Source organism: Granulicella aggregans, from assembly GCF_014203275.1.
Taxonomy (GTDB): Bacteria; Acidobacteriota; Terriglobia; order Terriglobales; family Acidobacteriaceae; genus Edaphobacter.
This window is the reverse complement of the sequence record NZ_JACHIP010000001.1, coordinates 990,471-1,015,553: the sequence shown is the minus strand read 5'-3', so window position 1 is coordinate 1,015,553 and position 25,083 is coordinate 990,471. Positions and strand designations below refer to the sequence as shown.

Sequence of the window (25,083 nt, the reverse complement as noted above, 5' to 3'; positions counted from 1 at the left end):
GCGGTTATCATGGAAGCTCACCCGCTCCCATGCTCCCCATCCGTCCTCAAATTCGTTCGGTCCTCGCTCTAGCCTTGCCTCTCATCCTTGCGGAGGTCGGATGGATGTTCATGGCCGTAGTCGACACCATCATGGTCGGCCACCTGCCTCACCCGGCGATCACCATCTCCGCCGTCGCCCTCGCGCAGGTTCTCTACAACACCATCGCCTTCGGCATCGGCGGCGTCCTGCTCGGTCTCGATACCTACCTCTCGCAGTCCCATGGCGCGGGCAAGTTCGACGAAGCTAACCGCTGGCTCATCCACGGCCTCGTGCTCTCAGCCATTCTCATCGCCATCCTCATGGCCGTCGTCCACGCCGCCAGCTATGGCCTTGCGTACTTCCCCGTCGACCCCGTCATCCGCGATCAGGCAGTGACCTTCCTTCGCGTCCTCAACCTCGGCACCCCCCCGCTCATTCTTGCGCTCACGTTTCGTCGCTATCTCCAGGCCTTCAACCACGCCAGGTCCATCGCAATAGCTCTCGTTACGGCCAACGTCGTCAACGCGCTGCTGGACTGGGCCTTCCTCTTCCCGCACCACTGGGGGCCGATCACGCTTCCGGGGCACGGAGTGGTGGGAGCCGCCATCTCCACCGCCCTCGCTCGCCTTTATCTGGCCCTCTGCTTCTTCGCCGCCATCTGGTACTTCGACCGCAAACATACCTACGGCCTGCGTTCGGTCACGCGCCGTATCGAGTACAGCCGTCTCCGCGAGCTCACCCTCTTCGGGGCCCCCGTTGGTGCGCAGATCTTCGTCGAGATCTCCATCTTCGGCGCCGTGACCTATCTCATCGGGACCTTCGGCCCACTCCCGCTTGCCGGCCACGAGATCGCTCTCAACGTCGCCAGCATCACGTTCATGGTGCCGTTCGCCATCTCGGCTGCAGCGTCGGTTCGCGTCGGTCAGGCCATCGGCCGCAAGTCTCCGGGAGAAGCCCGCGCCGCAGGCTGGACCTCCATAGGCCTCGGCGCAGCCTTCATGCTCTGCGCCTCGGCCGTGCTGGTCCTGATGCCGAACCTCATCGCCCGCGCGTTTACCGTCGACCCCGCAGTGATCGCCGCCGCTGTCCCTCTGCTGCTCGTTGCGGCCGCCTTCCAGTTCTTCGATGGCGTCCAGATCACGGCCACCGGAGCTCTACGCGGAGCCGGAAACACCCACATCGGCCTCTTTGTCCACCTCATCGGATACTGGCTGATCGGCTTGCCCGTGGGCGTCCTGCTCGGCTTCCACTACAAGCTCGGTGCGGTCGGCCTGTGGATGGGGTTGTGCCTCGGCCTCATCATCGCCGGCGCAGCTCTGGTTACAAGCTGGCATCGCACCGCAGGCAAAATCGCGACGCTGATCCCGGTTGCCGATTAGCCTTCGCCGTACGCCCCGCCGTTTACTTCTGCTGACTCAACCGGTACATCATCAGCGCATTCCGCTTCGCCTGCTTCGCGATGGAGTCGAGATAGACGATCTCGCCATCGGCGTGCGCACCCTCACCCATCGCGCCGGTGCCCACAAGCCCCGGAAGATACGCCGCAATGAACGAGATGTCGCCAGCACCGCGCAGCATCGGGTCCAGCTCCGGCATCGGCGGAAAGCCGAGCGTCGCGTTCACCGCATTCAACTGCCTTACCAGGTCGTGGCCCGCTTCGGTCACCGGCATCGCCGGATAGGCCTCGTCAAAAGAGATCGTTGCTCCCGTCCGGGGCAGATGCTTGCCCACGATCTCCCGCATCTTCTGCTCCACGCGCTCGCTCTGACCGTTGTCCAGCGTCCGTATGTCGCCAATGGCGATGGCAGTGGGAGGCACGACGTTCGCCTTGCCGGTCGCACGGCCTCCGAGCTTCGATTCATTCAACTCAGCGGTCGCTCCGCCGAGCATCAGGCCCACGTTGAATGTTAGTCCCGGCTCCGGCAGTTGCGTCCGAAACGCGTCAACGATACGCGTCATCTCGTAGATCGCGCCGGCCCCCATGTAATCGGAGAATATCTGTGAAGAATGCCCGCTCTTTCCTGTCGTATCCAGATGCCAGGTGACCGAGCTCCGTCGCGAGATGCTGATGGTATCCACCCCCTGCCGCCGCACCCCGCTCTCAAACTCGAACGCGACATCGCTCAGCTTCGCCGCGTCGATCATGTCCTTGCGCGTTACCGCGATCGGATCGCCATGCCGTTCTTCGTCCCCGCTCAGAACGATACGGATCTCTGCCGTGTCCAGAACGCCGGCGGACTGCATCGCTCCCAGCGCAACCAGCATGACCACCAGTCCGCCCTTCATATCGTTCACGCCAGGGCCCGTCGCTACATTCCCCGTGCCGTCGGGAACCATCATGTAGGTCTGGAAGCTGCTGTCCTTCTCGAAGACCGTGTCCATGTGGCCTATTAGCAGCATCCGCTTGCCGCAGTTGCCATTGCCCAGCGGGCACGCATGCTCTGCCACGAGATCGCCTGCGCGGTGAGCATCGTCCATCGCCACCCATCGCGTCTTGAAGCCGAGTGCGCGCAGCCGAGGCTCGATCTCGTCCTTCACCGCAATCACGCCTGGGATATTCATCGTTCCGCTGTTGATGTTGACGATCTTTTCGAGCATCGCCACTGCCGCGCGGTTCTGCGTATCGACCGACCGAATCATCGTGCTTTCGACCGGCGCAATCGCCGTCTGCCCAAAGGCAGCAAAGCCACCAGTAAGAACCAGCAGGGAGCTCATCCAAATCTTCGCCATAATTCCCGGAGAATATCACGCAGTCACTGCCCGCAATTGCAGGCAACACATTATCGTCAACGACGGGCAGACTGATGCCCGCATGTCGCTGGTACACTTTGCGTCAGGAAAGGGTGACCGGTTCATGTCGCGAACGCAGCCTGAGGTGATCATCCGGACGGCGACCCCCGAAGACGCCGCCCTATGCGGCCAAATATGCTACGACGCTTTCTTCGCAATCAATACCTCTCATGGCTTTCCCTGCGACCTTCCCGGATCGGAAGCAGGTGTCAGCCTGCTCTCGATGATCTTTTCAAGTCCGGACTGTTATAGCGTCGTGGCGGAGGTCGATGGCCGGGCGGTGGGCAGCAACTGTCTCGATGAAAGTTCCGTCATCTGCGGCGTAGGTCCGATCACCATCGACCCGGGCGTGCAAAATCTCGGGGTAGGCCGCAAACTCATGCAGGCTGTGATGGATCGGGCCGCCGAACGCGATGCACTTGGTGTGCGGCTGGTGCAGGCAGCCTTCCACAATCGTTCCTTTTCGCTTTACTCGCTGCTCGGCTTCGATGTTCGCGAACCACTGGCCTGCATGCAGGGGCCGCCGATCAAGAAGTCTATTCCCGGATGTTCGGTGCGGCCCGCACAGCTTGGAGATCAGCTCGCCTGCAACGCGCTATCGAGTCGGATTCACGGATTCGATCGAGCGATCGATCTTGAAGAAGCGATCCGGAAAGGAACCGCAAGGGTCGTAGAGCGCGAAGATCGAATCACCGGGTACACCTCGCATCTCGGATTCTTCGGCCACTCCACAGCGGAAACAAATCTGGATCTGCAGGCGTTGATCGCGTCGGCGGATTCTATCGCCGGACCGGGAATTCTGGTGCCTTCCCGAAACAGCGATCTGCTACGGTGGTGTCTGGAAAACGGTCTTCGCGTTACACAGCCGATGACGCTTATGAGCACCGGATTTTATAAAGATCCTGCCGGTGCGTGGCTGCCATCGGTTGTCTTTTGACCGATCACTGGCTAGTGGTTGTGATGGTCGAGGAATGAAAACCTACCCGAGACTTTTCCCTAGCAATTCCGCTGACGTCCTCTCCAGCACGCCCACCTGGCGCTCCATGCGCCTCATCTGCTGCTGCTCCACCGTTCCCGGCTTGCCATCGTCCTCGGCAGTGAAAGCGTTGCCCAAAGCTGCAGTCACCGTCAGCGGCCCCGTGCCCAGAAGCGCCGCGCTGGTGGCCTCCAGCCGAGCGATCAATGCTTCCACGCGCCGTATCGTCCGTTCCTCGCCTGAACCCACCGTCGTCAGTGTCGTCGCAACCCGCATCAGTCGCCGTAAATACGTCACGAAGGTCAGTGCCTCGGTTTGAATGTCTCCAGAGGTAGCCTTCCTGCCGAACCCTGGCTCCAGCATCATCCTGTCCAGCGACTCCTCGGCATCGTTGATCGCGAGTCCTGAAAGTCGTCTCGCCGGGGCCAGCATCTGGCGCTCCGCCACGGCTCGCTCCGGTCCGCTCACCTGCCAGTAGCGAGTCATCGCGCGCAGGTATCCTGCGTCCGCGCTGGCTCCCCGGCCCAGAAGCCTGCCCAGCTCCAGGTGCTCATGTTCCGGCCACAGCAAGCGCATGGCGAGAACCGCTACCAGCGCCCCCAGCACCGTGTTCGCCATCCGCACCGCGGCGTAGCTCCAGTCGTGGAAGTACGGCATCGACATCAACACAAACGTCGGCGTCAGAAAGAAGCAGTACCACGCATAGTTCACCGCGTAGGTTGCCAGTGTCAGCGCCGAGACCACGGCTAGTACCGCGATCAGCCCCGCTTGCCCGTGGATCGCGGTCGCCAGTACCGCCGCGAGAACGCCACCTGCGATCGTCCCGCCCACCCGCTGCATTCCGCGCCGCAGCGTGCCCGAGCCATAGGGCTGTAGGACAATGATCGATGTCATCGCCAGCCACGACCCATGTCGCACATGCGTCAACCGCATCAGCACAATATCGATGCCGCCCACCACGGCCATCCGCAACGCATGTCTCATCATCACCGAGTCGAACGTCCAGTTTGCACGTAATGCATCCACCCAGCGATACTGCCCCATTCCTGCCGCCGGCTCTCGTACATCCTCATCGCCTTCGTCGTGTGCGAGCATCTCCCATCGCGCCGCCGCGCCTCCCACCCGCAGTTCCACACCGCTCCAAACCGCGTGTACCGCTTCGAACGCAATCTGCACATTCTCGAGCGCGTCGCGTTCATCGGCCGCCAGGTGAGCCCGCGTCGTCCCCTTGGCAAACGGCCATCGCGGTCGCTTCAGCCTTGGCTGCACATGCTCCAAGGAATGCGACCCCTCAGGCGTATACGAAGCCGCTCCATCCCCCGGCCGCTGCCTCAGGCCTCGCGAGATCGCCCACTCCGCCCCGCTCAGCCACCGGGCCGCCTCGCGTACCGCGGCGAAGGACGCTGGATCGTCCGCAACCTCCGCCAGTTCCCTCCAGCGCATGGTGATCGCGAAGAGCATGTCCGCCGTCTCCAGCAACACGGTCAGGTTCCGCGCCCTCACCGTGCGCGCCGTCATCCGAGCAGGAACGCGCCCTACCGCATGTCGCGCCTTCTCCATCTGCAGCCGCATGGCCCGTTGAAAGTGCCCCGTATGCTCCAGGCTGATCCGTCTCTCTTCGGCAGCCGCGCCATGTTCCCCGTCGCCAGCCCACTCCTCCACCAGCATCTTTCCGGAGAACTCCGCGAGCACCGTGTAGCATTCAGCCACCTCTCTTCGTGCCGGTCGAAATGGGTCGACAGGCCATAAGACCAGACTCAGCGCTGCTGCCCAGACGCCGCCGAGCACGAACTCCAGGGCGGCTGCGCAGGCATGTGTGAAGCTGTGGTCCGCTCCGCCAAAGCCCGCAAAGTACAGCACCAGGATGATCACGCTCGTCGAAGCGATTCGCTCCGATGCCACTCGCGCGAACGTTGCCGCAAAGCAGACCGCTGCCGTCACGGCTACCGCAGTCCATAGATTTCCGCCGACCATCGCCCCAATGACGCAGACCAGGCTGCCGCCCGCGAGCAGCGTAGCCATCGTCTCCAGCCGAGACCGGTACGGGCCGCCATTATCGACCAGAACTGCCTCAAACCCGCCGAGCGCCGCCCATCCCATCGGCAATCCGAGCAGGCGGCATACGGTCATGGCTCCCGCGACCGCGACACCGGCGCGCAATCCGCGCGCCCACTGCAGCGACTTCAAAACCTTCTCGAAACGATCGATCGCTGCCGCAACGCCCATGGCCTCAAGTCTATTGCAGCCTTCCTCGCAACCCACCCGCGACGGCCTCTAGGTAATCGGCATCTGCTCCCGCACCCGAGTCTTCGACCGTGTCGTCAGGGTCACGGCAGAGACCAGAATCAGTCCGCCTCCAACCCATGCACTTGGCCCGAGCCTCTCGCCCAGCACGAACACTCCCAGCAACGATCCCATCAGCGGCTCCATATTCAGCAGCACACCTGCCTGTGAAGCAGGCACCTGGGTCATCCCCCAGTTCCACAGCAGTGTCGTCGTCGCGGTGCAGAGCACTCCGCTTGCCGCAAGCGCTGCCCATGCTTTCCATGAGATACCCAACACTGGCGGCATGCCGTACTGTATCGGGACCCATACGGCGAGCATTGCCGTGCCCACCGCCTGTCCGTAAACCGTGACCGGGATCGCGCTATGCCGCTCCATCAACTGTTTGTTCGACAAAATCCAGAACAATGCAATCGCCAGCGAAGCCACAACGCAGAGGTCGCCCGCAAGACTCGATCCGCCACCAGCAACATGCCCCAATGCGATCAAGGCCGCTCCGCAAGTCGAGCCGCCCAGAGCCAGCCATCCCACCAGGTCCATCCGCTCATGCGCCCACACGGTCGCACCCACGGCGAGAATCACCGGCATCATCCCGACCATCAGAGCCGCGTGCGAGACCGTCGTAAGGGACAGCCCATAAAACTGTAGTAGAAACTGTACCGGCACACCCAGGAACGAGGCCACCAGCAGAACGCCCCACTCCCGCCGGTTGAACTTTGGGGGATGCGTCAGCAGCAGCGGCAACATCGCGAGCACGGCGAACGCAAACCGGTAGAACACCATGTGCCCCACCGACATCTCACGCAGAGCGATCTTGCCAAAGAAAAATCCGCATCCCCACAACGCGCTCGCCGCCGTACAAGCGCCAAAACCTAAAGCCCTATTCTTTCCGTGCATCTTTCAACTGTAAAGGCAGGGAGAAGGGAAAAGGGCCGAGGGAGAAGGGCGATCCCTTTTCCCTCGGCCCTTCTCCCTGCCTCTGCTACCAGACTCGGCAGGCATCCACGGGCACCATCGGAGCGCCCTTCTTGCAACTGAACGCCGCCGCGAATCCGGGCTGGTTCACAATCGCTCCATTCGCCCGGAAGTGGTCTGGTGAATGCCCATCGGTCAGCACCTGGTTCCGCACCTGTTCCGGTCGCGCGTTCTCGCACCAGTTCTGCGCGAAGCCGATGTAAAAACGCTGCGGCTCAGTGTAGCCATCCTTCTTCGCCATCAGGTCGACGCCGTTCGCCTTCGCGCGCTCAAGATACGCCATGTATGCAAGCACCAGGCCACCGTTGTCTGCCGTGTTTTCCCCCAGCGTCAGCTTGCCGTTCACCTTCACATCATCGACTGCAGTGAACCCGCCGTACTCCTTCACCAGGCAATCCGTCCTCGATTCAAACTTCTTCGTGTCCTCAGCAGTCCACCAGTCGCTTAGGTTTCCCTTCGCGTCGAACTTCTTTCCTTCATCGTCGAACCCATGCGTCAGTTCGTGGCCAATAACCGCGCCAATGTGGCCATAGTTCACCGCATCGTCCTGGTTTTTGTCATAGAAGGAGGGCTGCAAAATGCCAGCAGGGAAGTTGATGTCGTTCATGCTCGGATCGTAGTAGGCATTCACCGTCGGTGGCGTCATGCCCCACTCGCTGTGATCCACCGGCTTGCCGATCTTGTTCAGTTCCCGGTCGTTCTCAAACTCCGTAGCGTGCTCCGAGTTCCCAAAAGCATCGTCCGGGGAGATCTTCACCGACGAGTAATCCCGCCACTTGTCCGGATAGCCAATCTTGTTCGCAACGCCGTGCAGCTTCTCCTTCGCCCGCACCTTCGTCGTTGCGCTCATCCAGTCCAGCGAGTCGATGTCCCGGTCCATCGCCGACTCAATGTCATGAACCATCTCAAGCATCTTTGTTTTGCTATCCCCGGCAAAGTACTGGTCCACGTAGACCTTGCCCAGCGCCTCGCCCAGCGTTCCGTTCACGCCGTTCGAGCACCGCTTCCACCGAGCCTTCTGCTGCGGCTGACCGCTCAGCTTGCGCCCGAAGAAGTCGAAGCTTTCTTCGTCAAACTTCTTCGGTAGCTGTCCCGCATTCGCCGAAAGGACCTGGTAGCGCATGTACGCCTTCAGCGTCTCCATATCTGTCGCCCTTACTTCTCTCACCAGCACGGGGAAGAAGTCCGGCGTCGAGTCGTTGATCTCGGTGATCTGAGGCGAATGGATTGCGCTCAAAAACTGCCCGAAGTTCACCGGCGAGATGCTCGCCTCGAACTTCGCAATCGGCACCAGGTGGTAGATCTTCTCCGGATCGCGCATCTCGGTCACGCCCATCGAACCCTTCGCCAGCGCCGTCTCGAACGCCAGGATCGCCGTCGCATCCTTCTTCGCCTTCTCCTCCGGCTTTCCGGACAGCGTCAGCATCTTTGCGATGTGCTCCTCATATTGCTTGCGAATTTCGATGTCCTTCGCGCCCGTCCGAAGGTAGTAGTCCTTCTCGGGAAGACCCAATCCGCCCTGGCTGACAAGCGCGATCTGCTTGGTCGCATCCTTGAAGTCCTGCTGTTCGCCGAAGCCGAAGAAGACCCCGATCCCCAGCCGCTGCAGCTTGCCAATCAACGTCGGCAGGGCCAGCTTTCCGCGCATTCCGTCGCTCAACCCGTCGATCTCTGCGAGCAGCGGCTCGATCGGTGCCAGACCTTTTTTGTCGATCAAGTCCGTGTTCAGACACGCGGCGTAGTAGTCCCCGATCTTCCGCTCATCCGCCGACCTGCTTGCTCCGCCTGTGGCTTCCTTGGTTAGAATTCCGTTCAGCGCCTGCGTGTTCACGTTGTACAGCGCGTAAAACTGATCAACGGCTGTCTGATCGGCCGGAATGGGATGGTTGGCTTCGAACTTTCCGCAGGCAAATTTGTAAAAGTCGTTGCACGGATCCACGCTGGCATCGATCGAAGTGGTGTCGAATCCGGGAATCGGCAGGTACTTCTCAGTGGTCGCACCAGTTCCCGGTGCCGGCGCCAGACTCTGAGCCGCCGCGCAGGCGCCCGCACCCAGAGCCATTGCCACCACACTTGCCGCGGTCACTCCCGCACCCCACCCTGCTGTCCTGATCAACTTCGTTACACGCACATCATTCTCCTCTGTATTTCTGGCACTTCAGCAAACACAATCACTCGTTTGTATCATTACGTCATCGGCTTGATCGAAGTTCACAGGTTCAGGCTGCGACGATCTCGCTCTTTTCCCGTCTCACCAACATGTGAAACAGTAATCAGAAGCACGTTGTCCACCCCCGCGCCGGATGACCATGCCGCTCTCGAACCTCATCGCCGCGATCTCTCCCCTCGCCGATCTTCGACCGGTGTCGCGTCTCCGCTTCGCTCCGCAGCTTGTGTTCGCTGCGCTTCTGCTCTGCGCGCCGCTCTGTATGGCCCGCGATCCCAACCCGCCCCAACGCCTCCCACTCACTCCCTTCGGCTTCCAGACCGTGTCCGAGCGCTATCTCCTGCAGGGCGCGACCATGCTCACCGTCGACTTTGTCGACAACACCCACCTCTTGGTCACCTTCGGCATCTCCCGCCTCATGCAACGCCTTCCCGAGTGCCCGGCCGACGATGAAGACCGCACCGTCAAGGTTGTTCTCCTCGAAGTTCCATCGGGCCGCGAACTCGCCTCGACCGAGTGGCGCTTCCACGATCTTGGTCAGTACCTCTGGAACCTCGGTGACGGTCACTTCCTTCTTCGAAATCGCGATAGCCTTACACTCATCTCTCCGCTTCAAAACCTAGCAGCCAAGCCCTTCGCGCAGGAGTCCTTCCTCCACTTCAGTCGCCGCATCGAGGCCATCTTGGTCTCCGCCGATCATGACCTGCTCGCCATCGAGACCGTGAAGCCCAAGGCTCATGCTCCGCTCGATCCCATGCTGCAGGTATCAACGCAACCGTCTTCCACAGCGGCTCCGGATCCCAGCGCCGCTCCGTCCGTGCCTCCCACTCGCTCCACCGGTCTGCTCCGCCGCGATCCAAATGCCTTAGCTCCCAATCTGCCACCGGTGGAGATCAGTTTCATCCATCTCCTTCACTCTGACCCGGCCCACATCGTCGCCCAGCTCGCTGCCCGTATTCACACCGAAAAAGTCTCCAGCATTCCGCTCACGACCGAGGGCTTCCTCGAGACCCGCGCCGAATCCAAGGACGGCGTTCTATTCCACTTCATCACCTACACCGGGAAGGATCTGGATCTCGGCGACTTCGCCACCAGCTGCCATCCCCGCCCCACCTTCATCAGCCATAGTGAATTCGTTACCTATGGATGCCGGGGTGCCGATGAATCTCTCGACCTCGCAGGCTTCAATCTCCGCGGCGATTTGATCTGGCAGATTAACTTCACCGACACCCAGGCATATCCGTCCTTTGCCTCGGCACCTGCCGCGGGCCGCTTCGCCTTCTCACGAACGATCACCACTTCGAACGTCTTTGGATCAGAGACGCCCTCCGCGTCGCAGCTTACAGCGCAGGAGATCCGCGTCGTCCAGATGTACAACGGCAAGCAGCTTCTCCGCGCTGTTGCGAACCCGATCCAGCGTGCCGGACAGAATTACGCTTTATCGCCAGACGGCCTGACCCTCGCCGTCATTCACGACGTCCCCGCACCGCCCGAGTTCAAAGGCGAAAAGCCTCTCCACGATCCCGCGGTTGAACTCTTCAAGCTTCCCGCTTTCACCGCGAAAGATCTGGCCGAGATGAAGACGGAGGCGGCCATGGCACCTCCTCCAAGCGCCGCCCCGATGCGCTTTTCCCTCCGGGAGATCAAAGACGCTCTGAACCCAAAGCCCTTAGCCCCCGGTTCTACCGACGCTGACAGCAAGATCGTCGGCGACACGATCCATAGCACACCCGAGTCGCCGGACCAGACGACCGCAGGGCGCATCGTTGGCGATCCGCTAACTTCTCCCTCGGCGAAACCAAGTTCAATCACGGCAGCCCCGCCGGTCGAAGGCGCAGCAAGCTCCTCTGCAACGATTCTCACATCCGATGTTGCACCCGCCTGCGCCAACCTCACTGCGAAGTCCGTCGCCGCCTGCCCGGTTAACTCGGCAACAAAACCTGCGACAACCCAGCCTGTGAAGTCCAACGATGACACTTCGCCCGAGCCCGAGAAGCGCCGCAAGCCGCCGACCCTCTACGAACCCCTTCCTGCTCAAACTTCGCCTGCCCAGCCTCAATGATTCAGGCAGGACCCTTGATCCCACCGGCTGCCGAAGATCAACGCGCCGCAACCGGCGCAATCGAGATCTGCCGCGACTCCTTCAACCCGCCATGAATCCCCGGCCCTCGCATCTCTACCTCAAGGGTGTGAGGGCCGGGTTGAATGCCTTCGCCGCCCAGTGGCATCTGCACAAACGCCAGGTATCCGGAGCCGCCGTCGGCCACGAACTTCGTCTCGCTCCGCGCCTCGACGGCTCCCGTATTCGACCGCAAGAGAAACACTGCCGCCCAGCTCTCCGGCGCGTCCTTCTTCCGCAGCTTCTCCGCTGGATACAGCCGTACAAACGTCCGCAGCGTATCCGCCGAAGACAGCCTCTCCGGCGAAACCGGCCTTACTCTGCAATCCTCGGCCTTCATCGGGTCAATCGCAAAATGAACCTGTTCCTCGTCTTTGGCGGAGAGCTCACTCCGCTGCCGCATACCGCCGGCCGCACTCACGCTCTTCCAGCACGAGTTGCCGACGATCAAGCTGCTCGCCATGATCGCCGCCCCGCGCGGACTCTCGATGTTCACCTTCTGCTCGACTACGGAGTAGACTTTGCCCTGGTCGTCATGAATCGCTATCCGCCACACATAGTGGCCGGGATGGAGATGCCCGTCTCTCTCCCAGGTGACAAACCGCCCATTCCAGCCGGCCTGGACCTCTCGATCCAGGGCAGAGGTGGCCAGCGTCACATCTTCAACCGACTCAGCGACCGACAACTCCCGTGGAGCGGGCCCCTTTCCTGTCCACTCCACCAGGGCGCTCATCGGCAGCATCGGTGTCAGCCCGCCGCGGATAGGGAAGTAGTCGACATGCTGCGTGATCCGAAAGTCTGGCGACGCGATGGGCTTCTTCGCCTCCAGCTTGATTCGAGCCAGCACTTCCTTCGAAAGCACCTTGCGGTCTCCGTCGTAGATCGTTCCCACCGCCGCAATGTCGACGATCGTCACCCGCTCCTGGTGATCAGAAACTTCCACCTCTACGGCCGGAGTTCCCTTGTCTCGGTCCGCCGCCGTCATATCGAAGGTCAGCAGGTAGTTCTCGTCCAGGTCGCGATGGATATATCCGGCAAGCGTGCTCAGCGAATTCGAAAATCCGCCCATCGTGTCCTTCGCCGTCTGCATGACTACCGATGTCCGATATTGCGCCACCGTTGCTGCCGCACTGAGTTGGGTCGCAACGCTGATCGGCCCTCGAAAGAGATTTCGTCCTTGCGCGGCACTGTCCTGACTGGCTGAGCCATAAGGGACGATCACTTCCGGGCCGCTCACATTCGCTACATAGATATGGCCGCCAATCGCCAGCGTCATCCCCTCCAGCGCCTCCGGCCCATCATGAGCCAGGATCTGGTCGTTCAAGCCGTAGATCGACTCGCCCACCGGATTCATGGCCAGGATGACCTTTGGCCCATCGAACCGCTGCATCAGCGCAATGGCCTCTTCTGCTTTCCGCAGCCATGTTCCTTCCCAACGAAATCGCTTCGGCAGGGGAGCCGAGGAGGTGTACTGCATCGGCTCGATCGTGTGGTCTACGAAGTCGAGATTCGCTACAAGTTGCGAACGTCCATTGGTAAAGGGTGTCAGGCTACCGTCTGCGTCCAGGATGCCGACCTTCCACGGCAATACCTCATCGGCCAGACCGCCAAAGTACTTCTTCGCCTCGCGTACTCCGATCCCGTGAACAATCGGGTCGTTGGGCGGAAACACCAGCAGCACCAGTGGAACTTCCGGTGGAGTTGCTCCTCCCGGCGCCTGTACCCGCACCTTGCGCACGATTCCGTTGACGGTCATTTTAAAGGCGCTATCCGTTAGACCGTGTGGGACCACTCCCTTTTTATCCGCCACATGCAGCGACACTGTCGCCGCCTGCGCCGACGCAAAACCATCCCTCCGGAGCAGGTCCATCTCCTTGTAGGCCATGGACTGTTCTCTGCTGGGCGCTATCGGCAGATCCAGCAGATTCGGATTGGTCGGGGCCGCGACCTCGGGGCCGCCGTCCGCCGGAGACTGTTGCTGTCCAAGAGCAACTCCAACCGTGAGCAAAGCCGAAAGAAGGAACGGAAGCCGACGGAGATGTCTCTCAATATCCACCCATGCACCGTGGCGAAATTATAGCGCTCCCAATTTGACACGGCATGGCGAAACGCAATCGCAACGCCGGTATCGCATTGCGGTTTTTGCCTTGCTTGCCCTACCGCGCACCAATGTTCACCGTACGCCACTTGCTCAACGCCACCGCCCCGCCGTTGCCCAGCGACCACACCCGCCACCGGTACGCCCCCGGCGCGTCGGCGAACCGCCCCGTCGTCCGTGTTCGCAGATGTCCGTTCTCTCCGGGCACAAAGTACATGTTGGAGGTCGAAAAGCCCACCCCCTCGCTCCGCTGCCACTCGACGATCTGTAGCGTTCCGCCGCCGGGGTTATCCCACCAGAACTCCGGAACCGGCGAGCGATTATCTCCATCCACCGGCGCAGCCAGCGCCACGCTGGTCAACTTCTCCACCGCGTCCCGTCCTACCTGGGCGGCAAAGCCTCCCAATTCCAACTCCCGCATCGCCTCATCCTGCTCTTCCACGGGCAGGTTCGGAGTCAGTTGCAGCACCCTCCACTTCCCAGCCGAATCGGTGCGCAGCACCACCACCGCGTGGGCTGACCCGAAGCTGTCCGAGCCTTCCACCACCGCCCGTAGCGCGACGACCGCGAATCGCCCATTCGTCACGGCATTTGTCGTGTTGATGTCGATCTTCAGCGCGCCAAGTATCTCGCCGCCCTCGGGGAGTAGAGCCATAAGCTGTGCGTGAAGGGAATTGAAGCGCACCATCTCGGGATCTGACGCGCTACCCACACCGCCGCCAGAGAGCACGCTCTCCAGGGCGCTTTTGGCCACTATCACCGGAACCGGGGGATACTTTCGCCCGAAAATATCCGTCCGCAGATCACGTTTTTCGTCCAGGAGCCAAAGCGCGAACGTCCGAGCTGCGAGAGGATGCGGTGCATGGACCATGACTGAGAGCTCCGCTACAGCGCTTCTATCGACCGGTCTCTCTGGCGTCTCCATCTGCGGAATTGGTTCAACTCTCCCCAGCGTCCTGAGAGCATCACCGCCGGTCAGGCGTGTCTCCCGCCACATCCACGCGTTTGGACGCCCCAGCGTCACCAGCACATCGGGAGCATTCTCTTTGCCCGCTACCGCATCCAGCCGGGCGCGAAGTTCCGAGGCTCCCACATCCTCGAAAGTCACCTCGAAATGGCCCTTTGACTCGCTGGAAAAACGCTCCCACTCTGGATCTCGCTTTAGTCGCACCGAAGTGGTTCCTGTGACGGATGCCGCCGCTGCAGCCCCGATCGGCGCGCTGACCAGCGATCCGTTTGCCGCCTCGGCCGCAGCCGAAATCGTATCCAGCGACTCGCCGAAGTTGCCCGCGCTCTGCCCAATGCTCCCGGCCGTTCTGCCCACGCTCCCCGCCGTTTGGCCCAGCGATCCCGCCGTCTGGCCGGTGTTACCAGCAGCGTTGCCGAAACTTCCTGATGTCTGGCCAAAGCTGCCTGATGTCTGTGAACGCACTTCGGTGGAGAGACTTGCGATCGAAACCGCCCGTGGCGGCCCGATTGGAACCACGCGCCACACGGTGAGCTTTCTCTGCTCGCCATTCGGACCCTGCGCAAACGATGCCGCAGTTATCAGCAGGCAAACCGCCACCATTCGTCGCAGCCACATACTCCACCCCGCGCCTTCGCCTGAGTCTACCCGGTCAGACGATCCAGCCTCGGCAAAAGTATCGAATCGCAATGAAGTTCATCCCAAATAGAAACGCAGCGAACCATCACGACGGATGACTTCGCCGTGATGGTTCGCTGCATGGTGTTTCTTGGAGATTGCGTGTCGTCCTCCGGACCGTGCCGGAGAAGAGAACTTACGCAGCCTTTGCGGTCGCGATCGCCTTGAGGCGGGAGTTCAGGCGGCTCTTGTAGCGGCTCGCGGTGTTCTTGTGGAGAACACCCTTCTGTACGCTCTTGTCCAGGATCGAGGCGGTTTCGCGGTACTGCGTGGTTGCAGCAGCATGGTCGCCCTTCACGATCGCTTCGCGGAGTAGGCGCAGTGTGCCGCGCAGCTTGCTCTTGTTGGCCCGGTTCACAGCGGTCTTTACGATGGTCTGACGTGCGCGCTTCAACGACGAAACATGATTTGCCATAAACTCTTCTCTTCTGAACCCGTTAGGAACGGGTGAAATTTGGGATGCAGACCTGGGCTTACTCGAATCGCGTCTCTTGGCTTCCAGTCTTTTATAGACAACAGCCCAACGCGCGCCACAGTCTGCCGCAAACATAAGTCTACGGAACTCCCCCGCCGCAGTCAATCAATTCCGGCACAAATCCCGCCCTACCGCCCAATTCCACCCGCCTTCAGAATTAGCCCCACCACCATCCCGCCGGCTTCTGTCTTCGGAAACATCATCCCAAAGTGCCCCACATCGACAGGGTCCTTCACCTCCACCTTGTCGCCCTTCGCCTCCGCAGCCTTCCTGTAAGCTTCCGCCGCCTCCGGCTCCAGCACCATCGAAGCGACCAGCGATGTCGGAACCCCAGTCGGCAGAAGCAATACCGGATCGGCCGCCGCATACCTCGCCGGCACCTCCGCCGGAAGCCCTCCCATCAGCTCCTGGATCACCGGCTGTCCGCAGATATCCTTGTCCAGCCCGATAAAATCGTGAACATTCCCGGGCCCGTCGATCGCCACCACGCCCGCGATCTTCAGCGGATCAGCCGCCCAAATCTCAGACCCCTTCGCAATCTTCCCTCGCGCCGCCAGCCAAAGTGCCGCCGTCGCTCCCGCCGAGTGCCCTGTAGCCACCACACGATTCAAATCCAGCGGATATCGTTTCGCCAGCTCCCGCAGATGATCCGTTGCCGACGCCCAGTCAAGATAGCTTCCTGGCCACCCCGCACCCTTGTCCCCGATCTGCCGGTACTCGACGTTCCACGTCGCCATCCCCTTCGCCGTCAACTCGCTCGCCAGCGGAGACATATAACTCCGCGTCGCGAACCCCTTCACCCAGCATCCCCCATGAACGATCACCGCCACCGGGAACGGCCCCTTTCCCGGCGGCATCCGAAGCTCGCCAAACTGCAGCGGATCGGCCCCATACGCCTCGGTGATCGTTGGCGCGGTAGACGGCAGCTTTTCCACATCCCTGACCATCATCGATCGCAGATCATCCGCCGCTACCGGCCTCGCCAGAGCCCAAAATCCTGTCGCCAGAACCCCAAACACCGCAACTATTCCAAGCCAGGCCATCTTCCCCATGCGCCCGAGAATAGGTGCCCCGCCGCCTTCCAGCAAGCAAACTTTTCTCCGGGAGCGCCAGCTAGCCCACTACTGTTCCCGCAAGACATTCGCTGGATCGATCTGCAAAGCCCGTCTCACCGGTCCCGTCACCGACAGCAAGCCCGTCAGCACCATCGTCATCCCTACGGCGCAGATCACCACCGGATCGTTCGCCGAAGCCTGGTAGACCACTGCCGAGAGCAGCTTGCCCGTCGCCACGCCCAGCCCAATCCCTACGAGACTACCGCCCGCCAGCAGTATCAGCATCCTTCCCAGCGCCGCCCGCAGCACCTGCCGCCCCTGCGCTCCCAGCGCTACCCGGATGCTCAGCTCCCGTAACCGCTTGCTCACCGTGTACGAGGCCAGGCCAAACGTTCCGGCAATCGAAAGTAGAAGGCCGAAGGCTCCGAAGACGCTCAGCGCTGCCGTCGCCACCTGAGCGGGGAAGAAGCTGAAGGCCAGCGAGCTCTTCCACGACTCCGAGGCGCGCAGCGGAATCGCCACATCCATCTCCCGAATCAGGGCGCGTACCCGCTCCGCCATGTCACCCTCCGCGCCGTCGTCGGCTCGCACGATCAGATCCGTAGCCGTGTCTGGAGCCTGCGTGATCGGATAAAACAGCGCTTCGCTCTGGTCTTCGCTCAGGAAGAAATACTTCCCGTTCTCGACCACGCCGACGATCTGCACCAGCTCGCCCTTCCGGTTCTTGAAGTACCGGCCTATTGCCGCATTGACGTCGACAGAGTGCAGCAAGCTCTTCACAAACTCCCGATTGACCACCGCCACGCGCGGCGTCTTCGCCGTATCCGTAAAGCTCACATCGCGCCCCGCCAACATCCGCGTCTCGGCGGCGTTGAAGTATCCCGGCGAAACCTGGTAGATAAACGAAGCGAACGCAACGTTCGACGGGCGCATGTCTGTAGTCTGCTGCGCGTAGACGTCCGTAGTCGAAGGATTTGCCAGCGGCGTCGTGTTTGCATAGCCTGCCGCCTTCACCCCCGGCATTGCCGCCACCCGCTCCAGCAGTCGTCTCTGAAACTGCTCCGCTGCCTCGTCTTTGTACTGCGCCTGGCTCACATCGAACCGCGTCAGCGTCACATTCTTCGGATTGAATCCAAGGTCCATCGTCAGCGCCCGTGTCATTCCGCGCAGGGCCACAAACACCGCCGTCACCGTCACGCAGCACAGCGCAATCTGCAGCGCCAGCAGCACATCGCGCAGCGCCCATCGCCGTCCCGCCAGCCCTTGTCCTCCGCTCTTGATCGCCTCGTTCGGGTCGGTCTTGAAGATCTGCCGCAGCGGCATGACGCCGAAGACCAGCCCCGCCACCACCGAGACCGCCAGCGCTACCAAGATTAAGGACGGCTGCGGCGTCACCTGGAAGCGGATCGGATAATCGCTCGGCGGATTCCACCGCGCCAGCTCGGTCAACCCGATCCATGCCAGCCCGCATGCAAGCATTCCACCGAACAAGGAGATGACCACGGCCTCCACCAGCACCTGCTGCACCACCCGCCACCGGCTCGATCCCACCGCCATCCGGATCGCAATCTCCCGCGTCCGGTCCGCGGTTCGCGCCGCGAACAGGCTACCCAGATTCGCGCAAGCCGCCAGCAACACGATTCCGCCCAGCCCCAAGACCGCCGACAGAAACGCACGCGCCGGTCGGCCAAGGTAGTCTCCAATCAGCCCCGGCTTCGTCAGCCTGTAGCCAAGCTTCTCTTCCTCCACCGGATGCCCGTGCCGCACCCGGTTTGCGATCGCGTCCAGGTCGGCCTTTACCTGTGCATCGGTGACGCCGTCCTTCAGGCGCGCCATCGCAAAGATGTTTCTTCCGCTCCAGCGGTCCAGCCAGCTGACCCCTTCAAGCGACTCCTCATTCGCCATCGGCACCACGATCCCCGGCTGCAGAAATGTCTCCGTCCCATGGAACCCCTCAGCCGTCACGCCAACGATCGTGTATGGCTGCTTGTTCAACCGGATCATCTCGCCGACGATGTTCGGGTCGCCATTGAACTCCGTCTTCCACGTCGCCCAGGTGATGACCGCGGCGTTCGAGGCTCCAGGATGGTCGTCGTCCGACCTCGTCAAAAGTCTCCCCATCGCCGCCTTCACAGCGATCACCTCGAAGTACTGCCCGCTCACCTCGAGCCCCCACACCGGCCGCGTCAGTCCATCCGCTTCCATTCCGAAGTTCTGCGAGACCTCCGCCGCCACGGCTGAGAACACGGTGTTGCTCTCCCGCAACTCGCGAATCTCCGGGTAGGAAAACACCGGGTACCCTGTCCCCAGCGGCTGCACCTGCCGCACCCGGTCCACCCGATCCACATCCAGCGGCCGCAGAATCAACGCATCGACAACCCCAAAAACAATCACGTTTGCGGCGATCCCCAACGCCAGTGTGAGTACCGCCGTGATGGCGAACCCAGGGGAGCGTCTCATCTGGCGAAGCGCAAATCTCACATCCTGCAGCAAGTTGCTCATCGCGTGCCTCCGGTTTGCAAAAGTGGGTTCGATACGTTCTTGTGCAATTCGAAAACCATAGTCCGGGATCGGCAACTTGCTCAAAGAAATCGGTTTTACCTGTAAACGCTCGTCGGACGCGAGTTGTGCGGTGTCCGGCGCCGCAAAGCACTGTCCACCAATGGACAGCCACTGTGGCCTATCACCGAAACCAGATCCATTCCGATAAAACCCCACAAAAGCGGTAGAAAAATTGGCTTGACTCCCACATCCGTTAGTTCTACTCTCTCCCCATTCGGACTCTTATTGGCACCTCCCGCCAACCCGAGAACAAGCTTCACCGCCAGCCATCCGGCTGCCCGCCGCACTCATCCCATAACTCATACCCGCTTTCTGCCGATATCTTCGGCAGCAACTTTGCGCACGCCCTCACCTGCAACTCCCTGACGGAGGTCAGATCACTAATTGAATAAAAGAGCCCTCGACATCACGCCTGGCATTGAGCCCCTGTACGGGACCCGCGACGAAAACCTTCGCCTCCTTGAAGATGGCCTGCACGTGACCATCGACCTACGCTCCGACGCCATTCATGTCACCGGCCCAGACGACGCCATCGAACGAGTCGCGCGCGTCTTCTCCGACTTCGAATACCTCCGAAAATCCGGCGTCAACCTCCACAACGGTGAACTCCACGGCATGTTGAAGCTGGTCGTCGCCGATCCCACTGTCAGCCTGCGCTCCCTCGTCGAATCCGGCAAGCAACGGTCGGCGGGCGTAAAGCGCATGGTTCAGCCGCGCTCCCCAAACCAGCGCAAGTATGTTGAAGCCATCGAGCAGTCCGACATGACCTTCGGCCTCGGCCCAGCTGGAACTGGCAAGACCTACCTTGCCGTCGCCATGGCCGTCTCTGCTCTCATGGCGAAGAAAGTCAGCCGCATCATCCTCGTCCGCCCCGCTGTGGAAGCCGGCGAACGCCTCGGTTTTCTCCCGGGGTCGCTTCAGGAGAAGGTCGACCCATACCTCCGCCCGCTCTACGACGCGCTCTATGATCTGCTCGACCCCATCAAGGTCGATAAGATGCTCGAGTCCAACGTCATCGAGGTTGCCCCGCTCGCCTTCATGCGCGGCCGCACCCTGGCTGACGCCTTCATCATCATGGATGAGGCCCAGAACACTACCACCGAGCAGATGAAGATGTTCGTCACCCGTCTCGGTAACAACTCCAAGTGCGTCATCACCGGCGACCTCACCCAGACCGACCTGCCCAATCCCAAGAAGTCCGGCCTACTCGAAGCCCTCAATGTCCTCTCCGGCGTCGAAGGCATCCGCTTCTGCCACTTCGAGGACGTCGACGTAGTCCGCCATCAGCTCGTACAGCGCATCGTCCGCGCCTACGACAGCTACGGGCGCACGCAGCAGCAGCTTCCGCTCGGCATCGACACCGGCATGCCAGGCTCAACGCTTGCCGAACCGCCCCACGCAATCTCCAAACCTCAGTAAAGCCACAAACCGGGTGCCCCATCTTCGTCGCAGTTTCATCGCGACTAAGGTGGGCATTCGTGCATAGCACGAACCGCTTTTCTCTTCTCCGATAGAAATGTCATCTCGACAGAAGCGAAGCGCAGTGGAGAGACCCCCGCATTTGCTTTCCTAACCCCGCCCGGCCCTACCCATGCGATACCATCTAAACAGCGACCGATGATGACCATCGACCCTCCAAGTACGCGCTTCATCTCCGCTCTCTCCGCGTTGGCGCTCTTCCTCGCATGCGCCCTCAGCGCCCCGGCGCAATCCCCGCGATGGAACCTCACTTGGTCCGACGAGTTCAACGGTTCCAATGGTTCGGCCCCAGATCCCAAGAAGTGGGCCTTCGACCTCTCCGACAATCAAAATCACGAGCTCGAAACCTACACCCGCAACCCCGCGAACGCGCACGTCGAAGACGGAAAGCTTGTCCTCTCGGCGCTGAAGCAGGACACTACTCGTCCCGACGGCACCACCCGCCATTACACCTCCGCCCGCCTCTTCACCCGCGGGATCTTCGCCCAGACCTACGGCCGTTTCGAGGCCAGCATAAAGATGCCTCTGGGCAAAGGCATCTGGCCCGCCTTCTGGATGCTCGGCGACGACGTCGACACCGTCGGTTGGCCCAAATCGGGCGAGATCGACATCGTAGAAAACATCGGCGAGGCGACCCTCAGCCACAGCACCATCCACGGCCCTGGATACAGCGGCGACAAAGGCCCTACCAGGGCATTCACCCTACCCGAAGGCCAGCGCGTGGACACCGCCTTTCATCTATACGCCCTCGAATGGGCACCTAACGACATCAAGTTCTTCCTCGACGACCATCTCGTCGCCGAGCGCACTCCCGCCGATCTCCCTGCCGGAGCCACTTGGGTCTACAACCACCCATACTTCATCCTTTTGAACCTCGCCGTAGGTGGCGACTGGCCCGGCAATCCCGACCAGACCACCATCTTCCCCCAGCAGATGCTCGTCGACTACGTTCGCGTCTACAAACGGCCTGACCAGCCCGTCCACGCCCTGCCGAGCGCACTCACCAAATGATCTCCATTGACCCGCAAGCCCAGGCGCTCGTCCCGGATGCCGCCGCGCTCTCGAAGCCTGCCCTTTCGCGTTTCCTGAACCGCGCCCGCACCGCCGTCGGCCTGGAAGGCGAAGTTGACGTGCTGCTTACCTCCGACGCCGAACTGAAACGCCTCAACCGCGCCTTCCGCAACAAGAACAAAGCCACCGACATCCTCAGCTTTCCTACGCCGCCCGAGATCGCAGACCATCACGCCGGTGACCTCGCCATCTCGCTCGAAACCGCCGCCTGCCAGGCCACCCAGTTCGGCCACACTCTCCCCGATGAGCTCCGCATCCTCATCCTCCACGGCCTGCTCCACCTCTCCGGTCTCGACCACGAGACCGACTCCGGCCAGATGGCCGCCCGCGAAGCAGAACTTCGCTCCGCGCTCAAACTCCCCGTCAGCCTCATAGCCCGCGTCACTACAGAGTCCGTCAGTACGCGGCGAAGTGAATTTTCCGCAAAGAAGTCGCCACGTATCTCAAAAACCCGTCATTCTGAGCGCAGCGAAGAATCCCCGCGTCTGCTTTCCGCTCGCACCAGTAAAAAGGCCCCGCGCAAGACCGCCGCCAAACGGGCTAGTAAGAAAGCAACCGGCAGGAAGCGGGCCACTCGATGAACGCCGCCTACTTCCTCTCGCTCGTCATCCTGCTTGGCGTCCTCCTTCTTGCCGCCTACGTCGACCGCGTCTACTCCGAGATGGGCAAGTTTCTCGCCCGCGAGTACCAAGACAACATCGACGCCTGGGAAGAGGTCGTCGAGCCGCGCCTCCACCTCGCACGCGAGTCCATCGCCCTCTCTGCCTCGGTCCTGCGCCAGCTCTCGCTTGCCGCCATGGCCATGCTCTCCGGCCTGCGCCTCTATAGCCCCAATTCGCTCGTCCCCGTCTATACGCGCACCCCGCATCTCGCGGACATCGCTCGCACCATCATCGAGCTCGTCCTGCTCATCGTCATCTTCGATCGCCTCCTGCCGCAGCTTCTCTTCACCCGGACCCGAGGTCTTTGGATCGCGAAGATCCGTTACTTGCTCGAAGCCCTCTTTTACCTCGTCCTTCCGGTCACCCTGCTGATGGGACTGCTCCTCTCCATCGCAGCTCTCGCCGAGCCAGAAGACACCACCGAAGAAGATCACCCGTCGGAAGCCATGGACGCTCTGCTCGAAGCTGGTGAAGAAGAGGGCATCCTCGAAGAGTCCGACCGCGAACTCGTTCGCTCCGTTGTGGAGTTTGGCGACAAGGTCGTTCGCGAAGTCATGACGCCACGCCCGGAGATCTACGCCGTCGAAGGTTCAATGACGCTCGAAGTCTTCACAGCGTCGCTCGAAGAGAACATCTACTCCCGCGTCCCGGTCTTCTCCGGCCAGCTCGACAACATCACCGGCATCGTCTTCGCCCACGATCTACTCCAGGTGCTCGATACCGAGGCTGGCCAGCTCACTGTCTCGCAACTGCAGAAGCCCGCGGCCTTCGTTCCCGAGACTAAGAAAGTCAACGAGCTTCTCCGCGAGATGCAGCGCGAGAAGCAGCACATGCGAATCGTCATCGATGAATACGGTGGCGTCGCCGGCCTCATCACCATCGAAGACCTCATCGAGGCCATCGTCGGCAACATCTCCGACGAGCACGACGAGACGGAAGACGACGACGCCCCCGTCGCCGAACCGGACGGCTCTTTCATCGTCTCCGGCAGCTTCGAGATCTCCCGGCTCCGCGACCTCTTCCAGCCGCAGTTCGACGCCCGGTTCGCCGACAGGGAAGACCCGTCCGACACCGCGATCGCCCCTGAATCTTCTGACGCTTCAGCTATAGAAGCGCGCACAAACGCCGATCGCCGCTCCGCTGCCCTTCCGCTAGCTTATTCGGACCGCCGTTCAGGCGAACGCCGCGCCGTGGTCTCAACGACAGTTCACGCTGAGACTGACTCCGACTCGGACTCCGAAGACCCCAACGCCCGAGAAGAGGTCATCACCCGTGAACTCGCACGCGACTCCGACCAGCCCACCGCCCTACGCCTGCCCGAGCACTACGAGTCCACCACCCTTGGTGGCCTGGTCTCGGAGATCGCAGGCCACATCCCTTTGCGCGGCGAAGTCGTCGAAGAAGACGGTCTCCGTCTCGAGGTCCTGGCCTCCACCGACCGCCGCATCGACCGTATCCGGGTCGCCCTCTCTAATCCCTCTGCCCAAGAATAAGCCCGGCGTTGTTCAAAATCTGTGCCCCATGCATCACGGCCTCATCGTGATGCGTGGGACCGCCACGACCCCACCCACAGCGCATAATAGAAAGAATGCCTTTTCGCTCCGGTTTCGTCTCCATCATCGGCCGCCCCAACGCCGGCAAGTCCACGCTGCTTAACGCGCTGCTCGGCCAGAAGCTCGCTATCGTCACGCACAAGCCCCAGACCACGCGCACCCGCATCCACGGCGTGCTCGAAGTCCCGCTCAAGAAGAAGGCAAAGGGCGAGCCCGGCCACCCCGCCGCCCAGATTGTCCTCGTCGACACCCCCGGCATCCACAAGCCCGAGACCCATCTCGACAAGCGCATGATGCAGGAGGTCTACGACGCGCTTGAATCCCGCGACTGCGTCCTCTTCATCGTCGACGTCACCCACCGCCTGCCCCAGCCTGAAAAGAAGGAAGGGCAGGGAACACCTAAGCCCTTCACCGCCAATCGCATGGCGGAGTCCGCCGCCGAAGACAACTTCGCCCTCTCGCTGATCCAAAGGTTGAGCAAAGAGACGAAGGTCTGCCCGGTCCTCTTGCTCCTCAATAAAATCGATGCCATCTCCCCCGGCGAGGTGATGCCGCTCATCGCGCACTGGTCTGCTCTCTATGACTTCGCGGAAGTCATCCCCATCTCCGCCCGCAAGAAGATCAACCTGGACCTCCTTCTCGACAAGGTCGTCGCCCAGCTCCCCGAAGGCCAACGCTACTTCCCCAAGCACCAGCTCACCGACCAGCCCGAGCGCTTCCTCGTCGCCGAGCTAATCCGGGAGAAAATACTGCTGCTGACAGGCGAAGAGGTCCCTTACGCCACCGCTGTCGTCGTCGAAAAGTTCGAAGAGCCTGTTCCTGAACTCACTGAGACGGGCAAGATCAAGAAGCGCCCCGCTGGAGCCAAGCTCCCACTGACCAAGATCGCCGCCGCCATCTTCTGCGAGCGCACTGGCCAGAAGGCGATCCTCATCGGCAAGCAGGGCTCCATGCTCAAGGAGATCGGCACCGCCGCCCGCAAGGACATCGAATCGCTACTCGGCACCCGCGTCTTCCTCGAACTCTTCGTCAAAGTCCAGGACGACTGGCGCAGCAAGCAATCCTTCGTGGAAGACCTCGACTGGCGCCGCCAGCTGGAACAAATCGCCGCCAAACAAGCTGCGGAAGAGTAGCCCATCGGCAAGCCTCTCC

Annotated in this window: 17 protein-coding genes; 8 read left to right on the top strand and 9 right to left on the bottom strand. The window is 61.6% G+C overall.

The window, feature by feature from the left end; translation table 11 throughout:
* Positions 1-29: 29 nt before the first annotated feature.
* Complete coding sequence (locus HDF16_RS04335; RefSeq protein WP_184213875.1) at positions 30-1,400, top strand: MATE family efflux transporter; 1,371 nt, start codon at positions 30-32, stop codon at positions 1,398-1,400.
* Positions 1,401-1,422: 22 nt separating this feature from the next.
* On the opposite strand, the gene HDF16_RS04330 is transcribed toward HDF16_RS04335, so the two are convergent.
* Positions 1,423-2,736 carry a M20/M25/M40 family metallo-hydrolase gene (locus HDF16_RS04330; protein WP_184214293.1) on the bottom strand — a complete coding sequence of 438 codons (1,314 nt, stop codon included), beginning with the start codon at positions 2,734-2,736 and terminating at the stop codon, positions 1,423-1,425.
* Between the two features lie 139 nt (positions 2,737-2,875).
* Here HDF16_RS04330 and HDF16_RS04325 point away from each other — a divergent pair, with 139 nt between their 5' ends.
* Positions 2,876-3,748, top strand: a complete 873-nt coding sequence (locus HDF16_RS04325; protein ID WP_184214291.1) for a GNAT family N-acetyltransferase — start codon at positions 2,876-2,878, stop codon at positions 3,746-3,748.
* 42 nt (positions 3,749-3,790) lie between these two features.
* On the opposite strand, the gene HDF16_RS04320 is transcribed toward HDF16_RS04325, so the two are convergent.
* The 3 genes from HDF16_RS04320 to HDF16_RS04310 all read right to left on the bottom strand — a co-directional run bounded on the left by HDF16_RS04320 (position 3,791) and on the right by HDF16_RS04310 (position 9,176).
* A complete protein-coding gene (locus tag HDF16_RS04320) occupies positions 3,791-6,013 on the bottom strand; it encodes an FUSC family protein (protein ID WP_184213874.1) in 2,223 nt (740 codons plus the stop codon).
* A gap of 48 nt (positions 6,014-6,061) precedes the next feature.
* Entirely contained in the window at positions 6,062-6,967 is a 906-nt protein-coding gene (locus HDF16_RS04315; protein ID WP_184213873.1) for a DMT family transporter, read from the bottom strand.
* A gap of 85 nt (positions 6,968-7,052) precedes the next feature.
* On the bottom strand, positions 7,053-9,176 hold the full coding sequence (locus HDF16_RS04310) for a M13 family metallopeptidase (protein WP_348641237.1): 2,124 nt from the start codon (positions 9,174-9,176) through the stop codon (positions 7,053-7,055).
* Positions 9,177-9,354: 178 nt separating this feature from the next.
* Here HDF16_RS04310 and HDF16_RS04305 point away from each other — a divergent pair, with 178 nt between their 5' ends.
* Entirely contained in the window at positions 9,355-11,274 is a 1,920-nt protein-coding gene (locus HDF16_RS04305) for a hypothetical protein (protein ID WP_184213872.1), read from the top strand.
* Positions 11,275-11,311: 37 nt separating this feature from the next.
* Here the strand turns inward: HDF16_RS04305 and HDF16_RS04300 are convergent, their stop codons facing one another.
* From HDF16_RS04300 to HDF16_RS04280, 5 genes are all read right to left on the bottom strand, one after another.
* Positions 11,312-13,387: a hypothetical protein gene (locus HDF16_RS04300; protein WP_184213871.1), complete on the bottom strand. Its 2,076-nt coding sequence runs from the start codon at positions 13,385-13,387 to the stop codon at positions 11,312-11,314.
* Positions 13,388-13,487: 100 nt separating this feature from the next.
* Entirely contained in the window at positions 13,488-15,086 is a 1,599-nt protein-coding gene (locus HDF16_RS04295) for a hypothetical protein (RefSeq protein ID WP_184213870.1), read from the bottom strand.
* Between the two features lie 124 nt (positions 15,087-15,210).
* A complete protein-coding gene (gene rpsT, locus HDF16_RS04290) occupies positions 15,211-15,489 on the bottom strand; it encodes a 30S ribosomal protein S20 (RefSeq protein ID WP_184213869.1) in 279 nt (92 codons plus the stop codon).
* A 188-nt stretch (positions 15,490-15,677) separates the two neighbouring features.
* Positions 15,678-16,637 carry an alpha/beta hydrolase gene (locus HDF16_RS04285; protein WP_221312468.1) on the bottom strand — a complete coding sequence of 320 codons (960 nt, stop codon included), beginning with the start codon at positions 16,635-16,637 and terminating at the stop codon, positions 15,678-15,680.
* A 33-nt stretch (positions 16,638-16,670) separates the two neighbouring features.
* Positions 16,671-19,106, bottom strand: coding sequence for an ABC transporter permease (locus HDF16_RS04280; protein WP_184213867.1), 2,436 nt, complete (start codon positions 19,104-19,106; stop codon positions 16,671-16,673).
* A 444-nt stretch (positions 19,107-19,550) separates the two neighbouring features.
* Between HDF16_RS04280 and HDF16_RS04275 the strand changes: the two genes are divergently transcribed.
* The 5 genes from HDF16_RS04275 (at position 19,551) to era (ending at position 25,064) form a co-directional block, all read left to right on the top strand.
* Entirely contained in the window at positions 19,551-20,585 is a 1,035-nt protein-coding gene (locus HDF16_RS04275; RefSeq protein ID WP_184213866.1) for a PhoH family protein, read from the top strand.
* Positions 20,586-20,783: 198 nt separating this feature from the next.
* Positions 20,784-21,656 (top strand): glycoside hydrolase family 16 protein, encoded by an 873-nt coding sequence (locus HDF16_RS04270; RefSeq protein ID WP_184213865.1) that lies wholly within the window; start codon positions 20,784-20,786, stop codon positions 21,654-21,656.
* Positions 21,653-22,297, top strand: coding sequence for an rRNA maturation RNase YbeY (gene ybeY, locus HDF16_RS04265; protein WP_184213864.1), 645 nt, complete (start codon positions 21,653-21,655; stop codon positions 22,295-22,297). Before HDF16_RS04270 ends, ybeY begins: the two co-directional genes overlap by 4 nt.
* Positions 22,294-23,871 (top strand): hemolysin family protein, encoded by a 1,578-nt coding sequence (locus tag HDF16_RS04260; RefSeq protein ID WP_246408639.1) that lies wholly within the window; start codon positions 22,294-22,296, stop codon positions 23,869-23,871. Before ybeY ends, HDF16_RS04260 begins: the two co-directional genes overlap by 4 nt.
* A 95-nt stretch (positions 23,872-23,966) precedes the next feature.
* Positions 23,967-25,064 carry a GTPase Era gene (era, locus tag HDF16_RS04250; protein WP_184213863.1) on the top strand — a complete coding sequence of 366 codons (1,098 nt, stop codon included), beginning with the start codon at positions 23,967-23,969 and terminating at the stop codon, positions 25,062-25,064.
* Positions 25,065-25,083 lie beyond the last annotated feature (19 nt).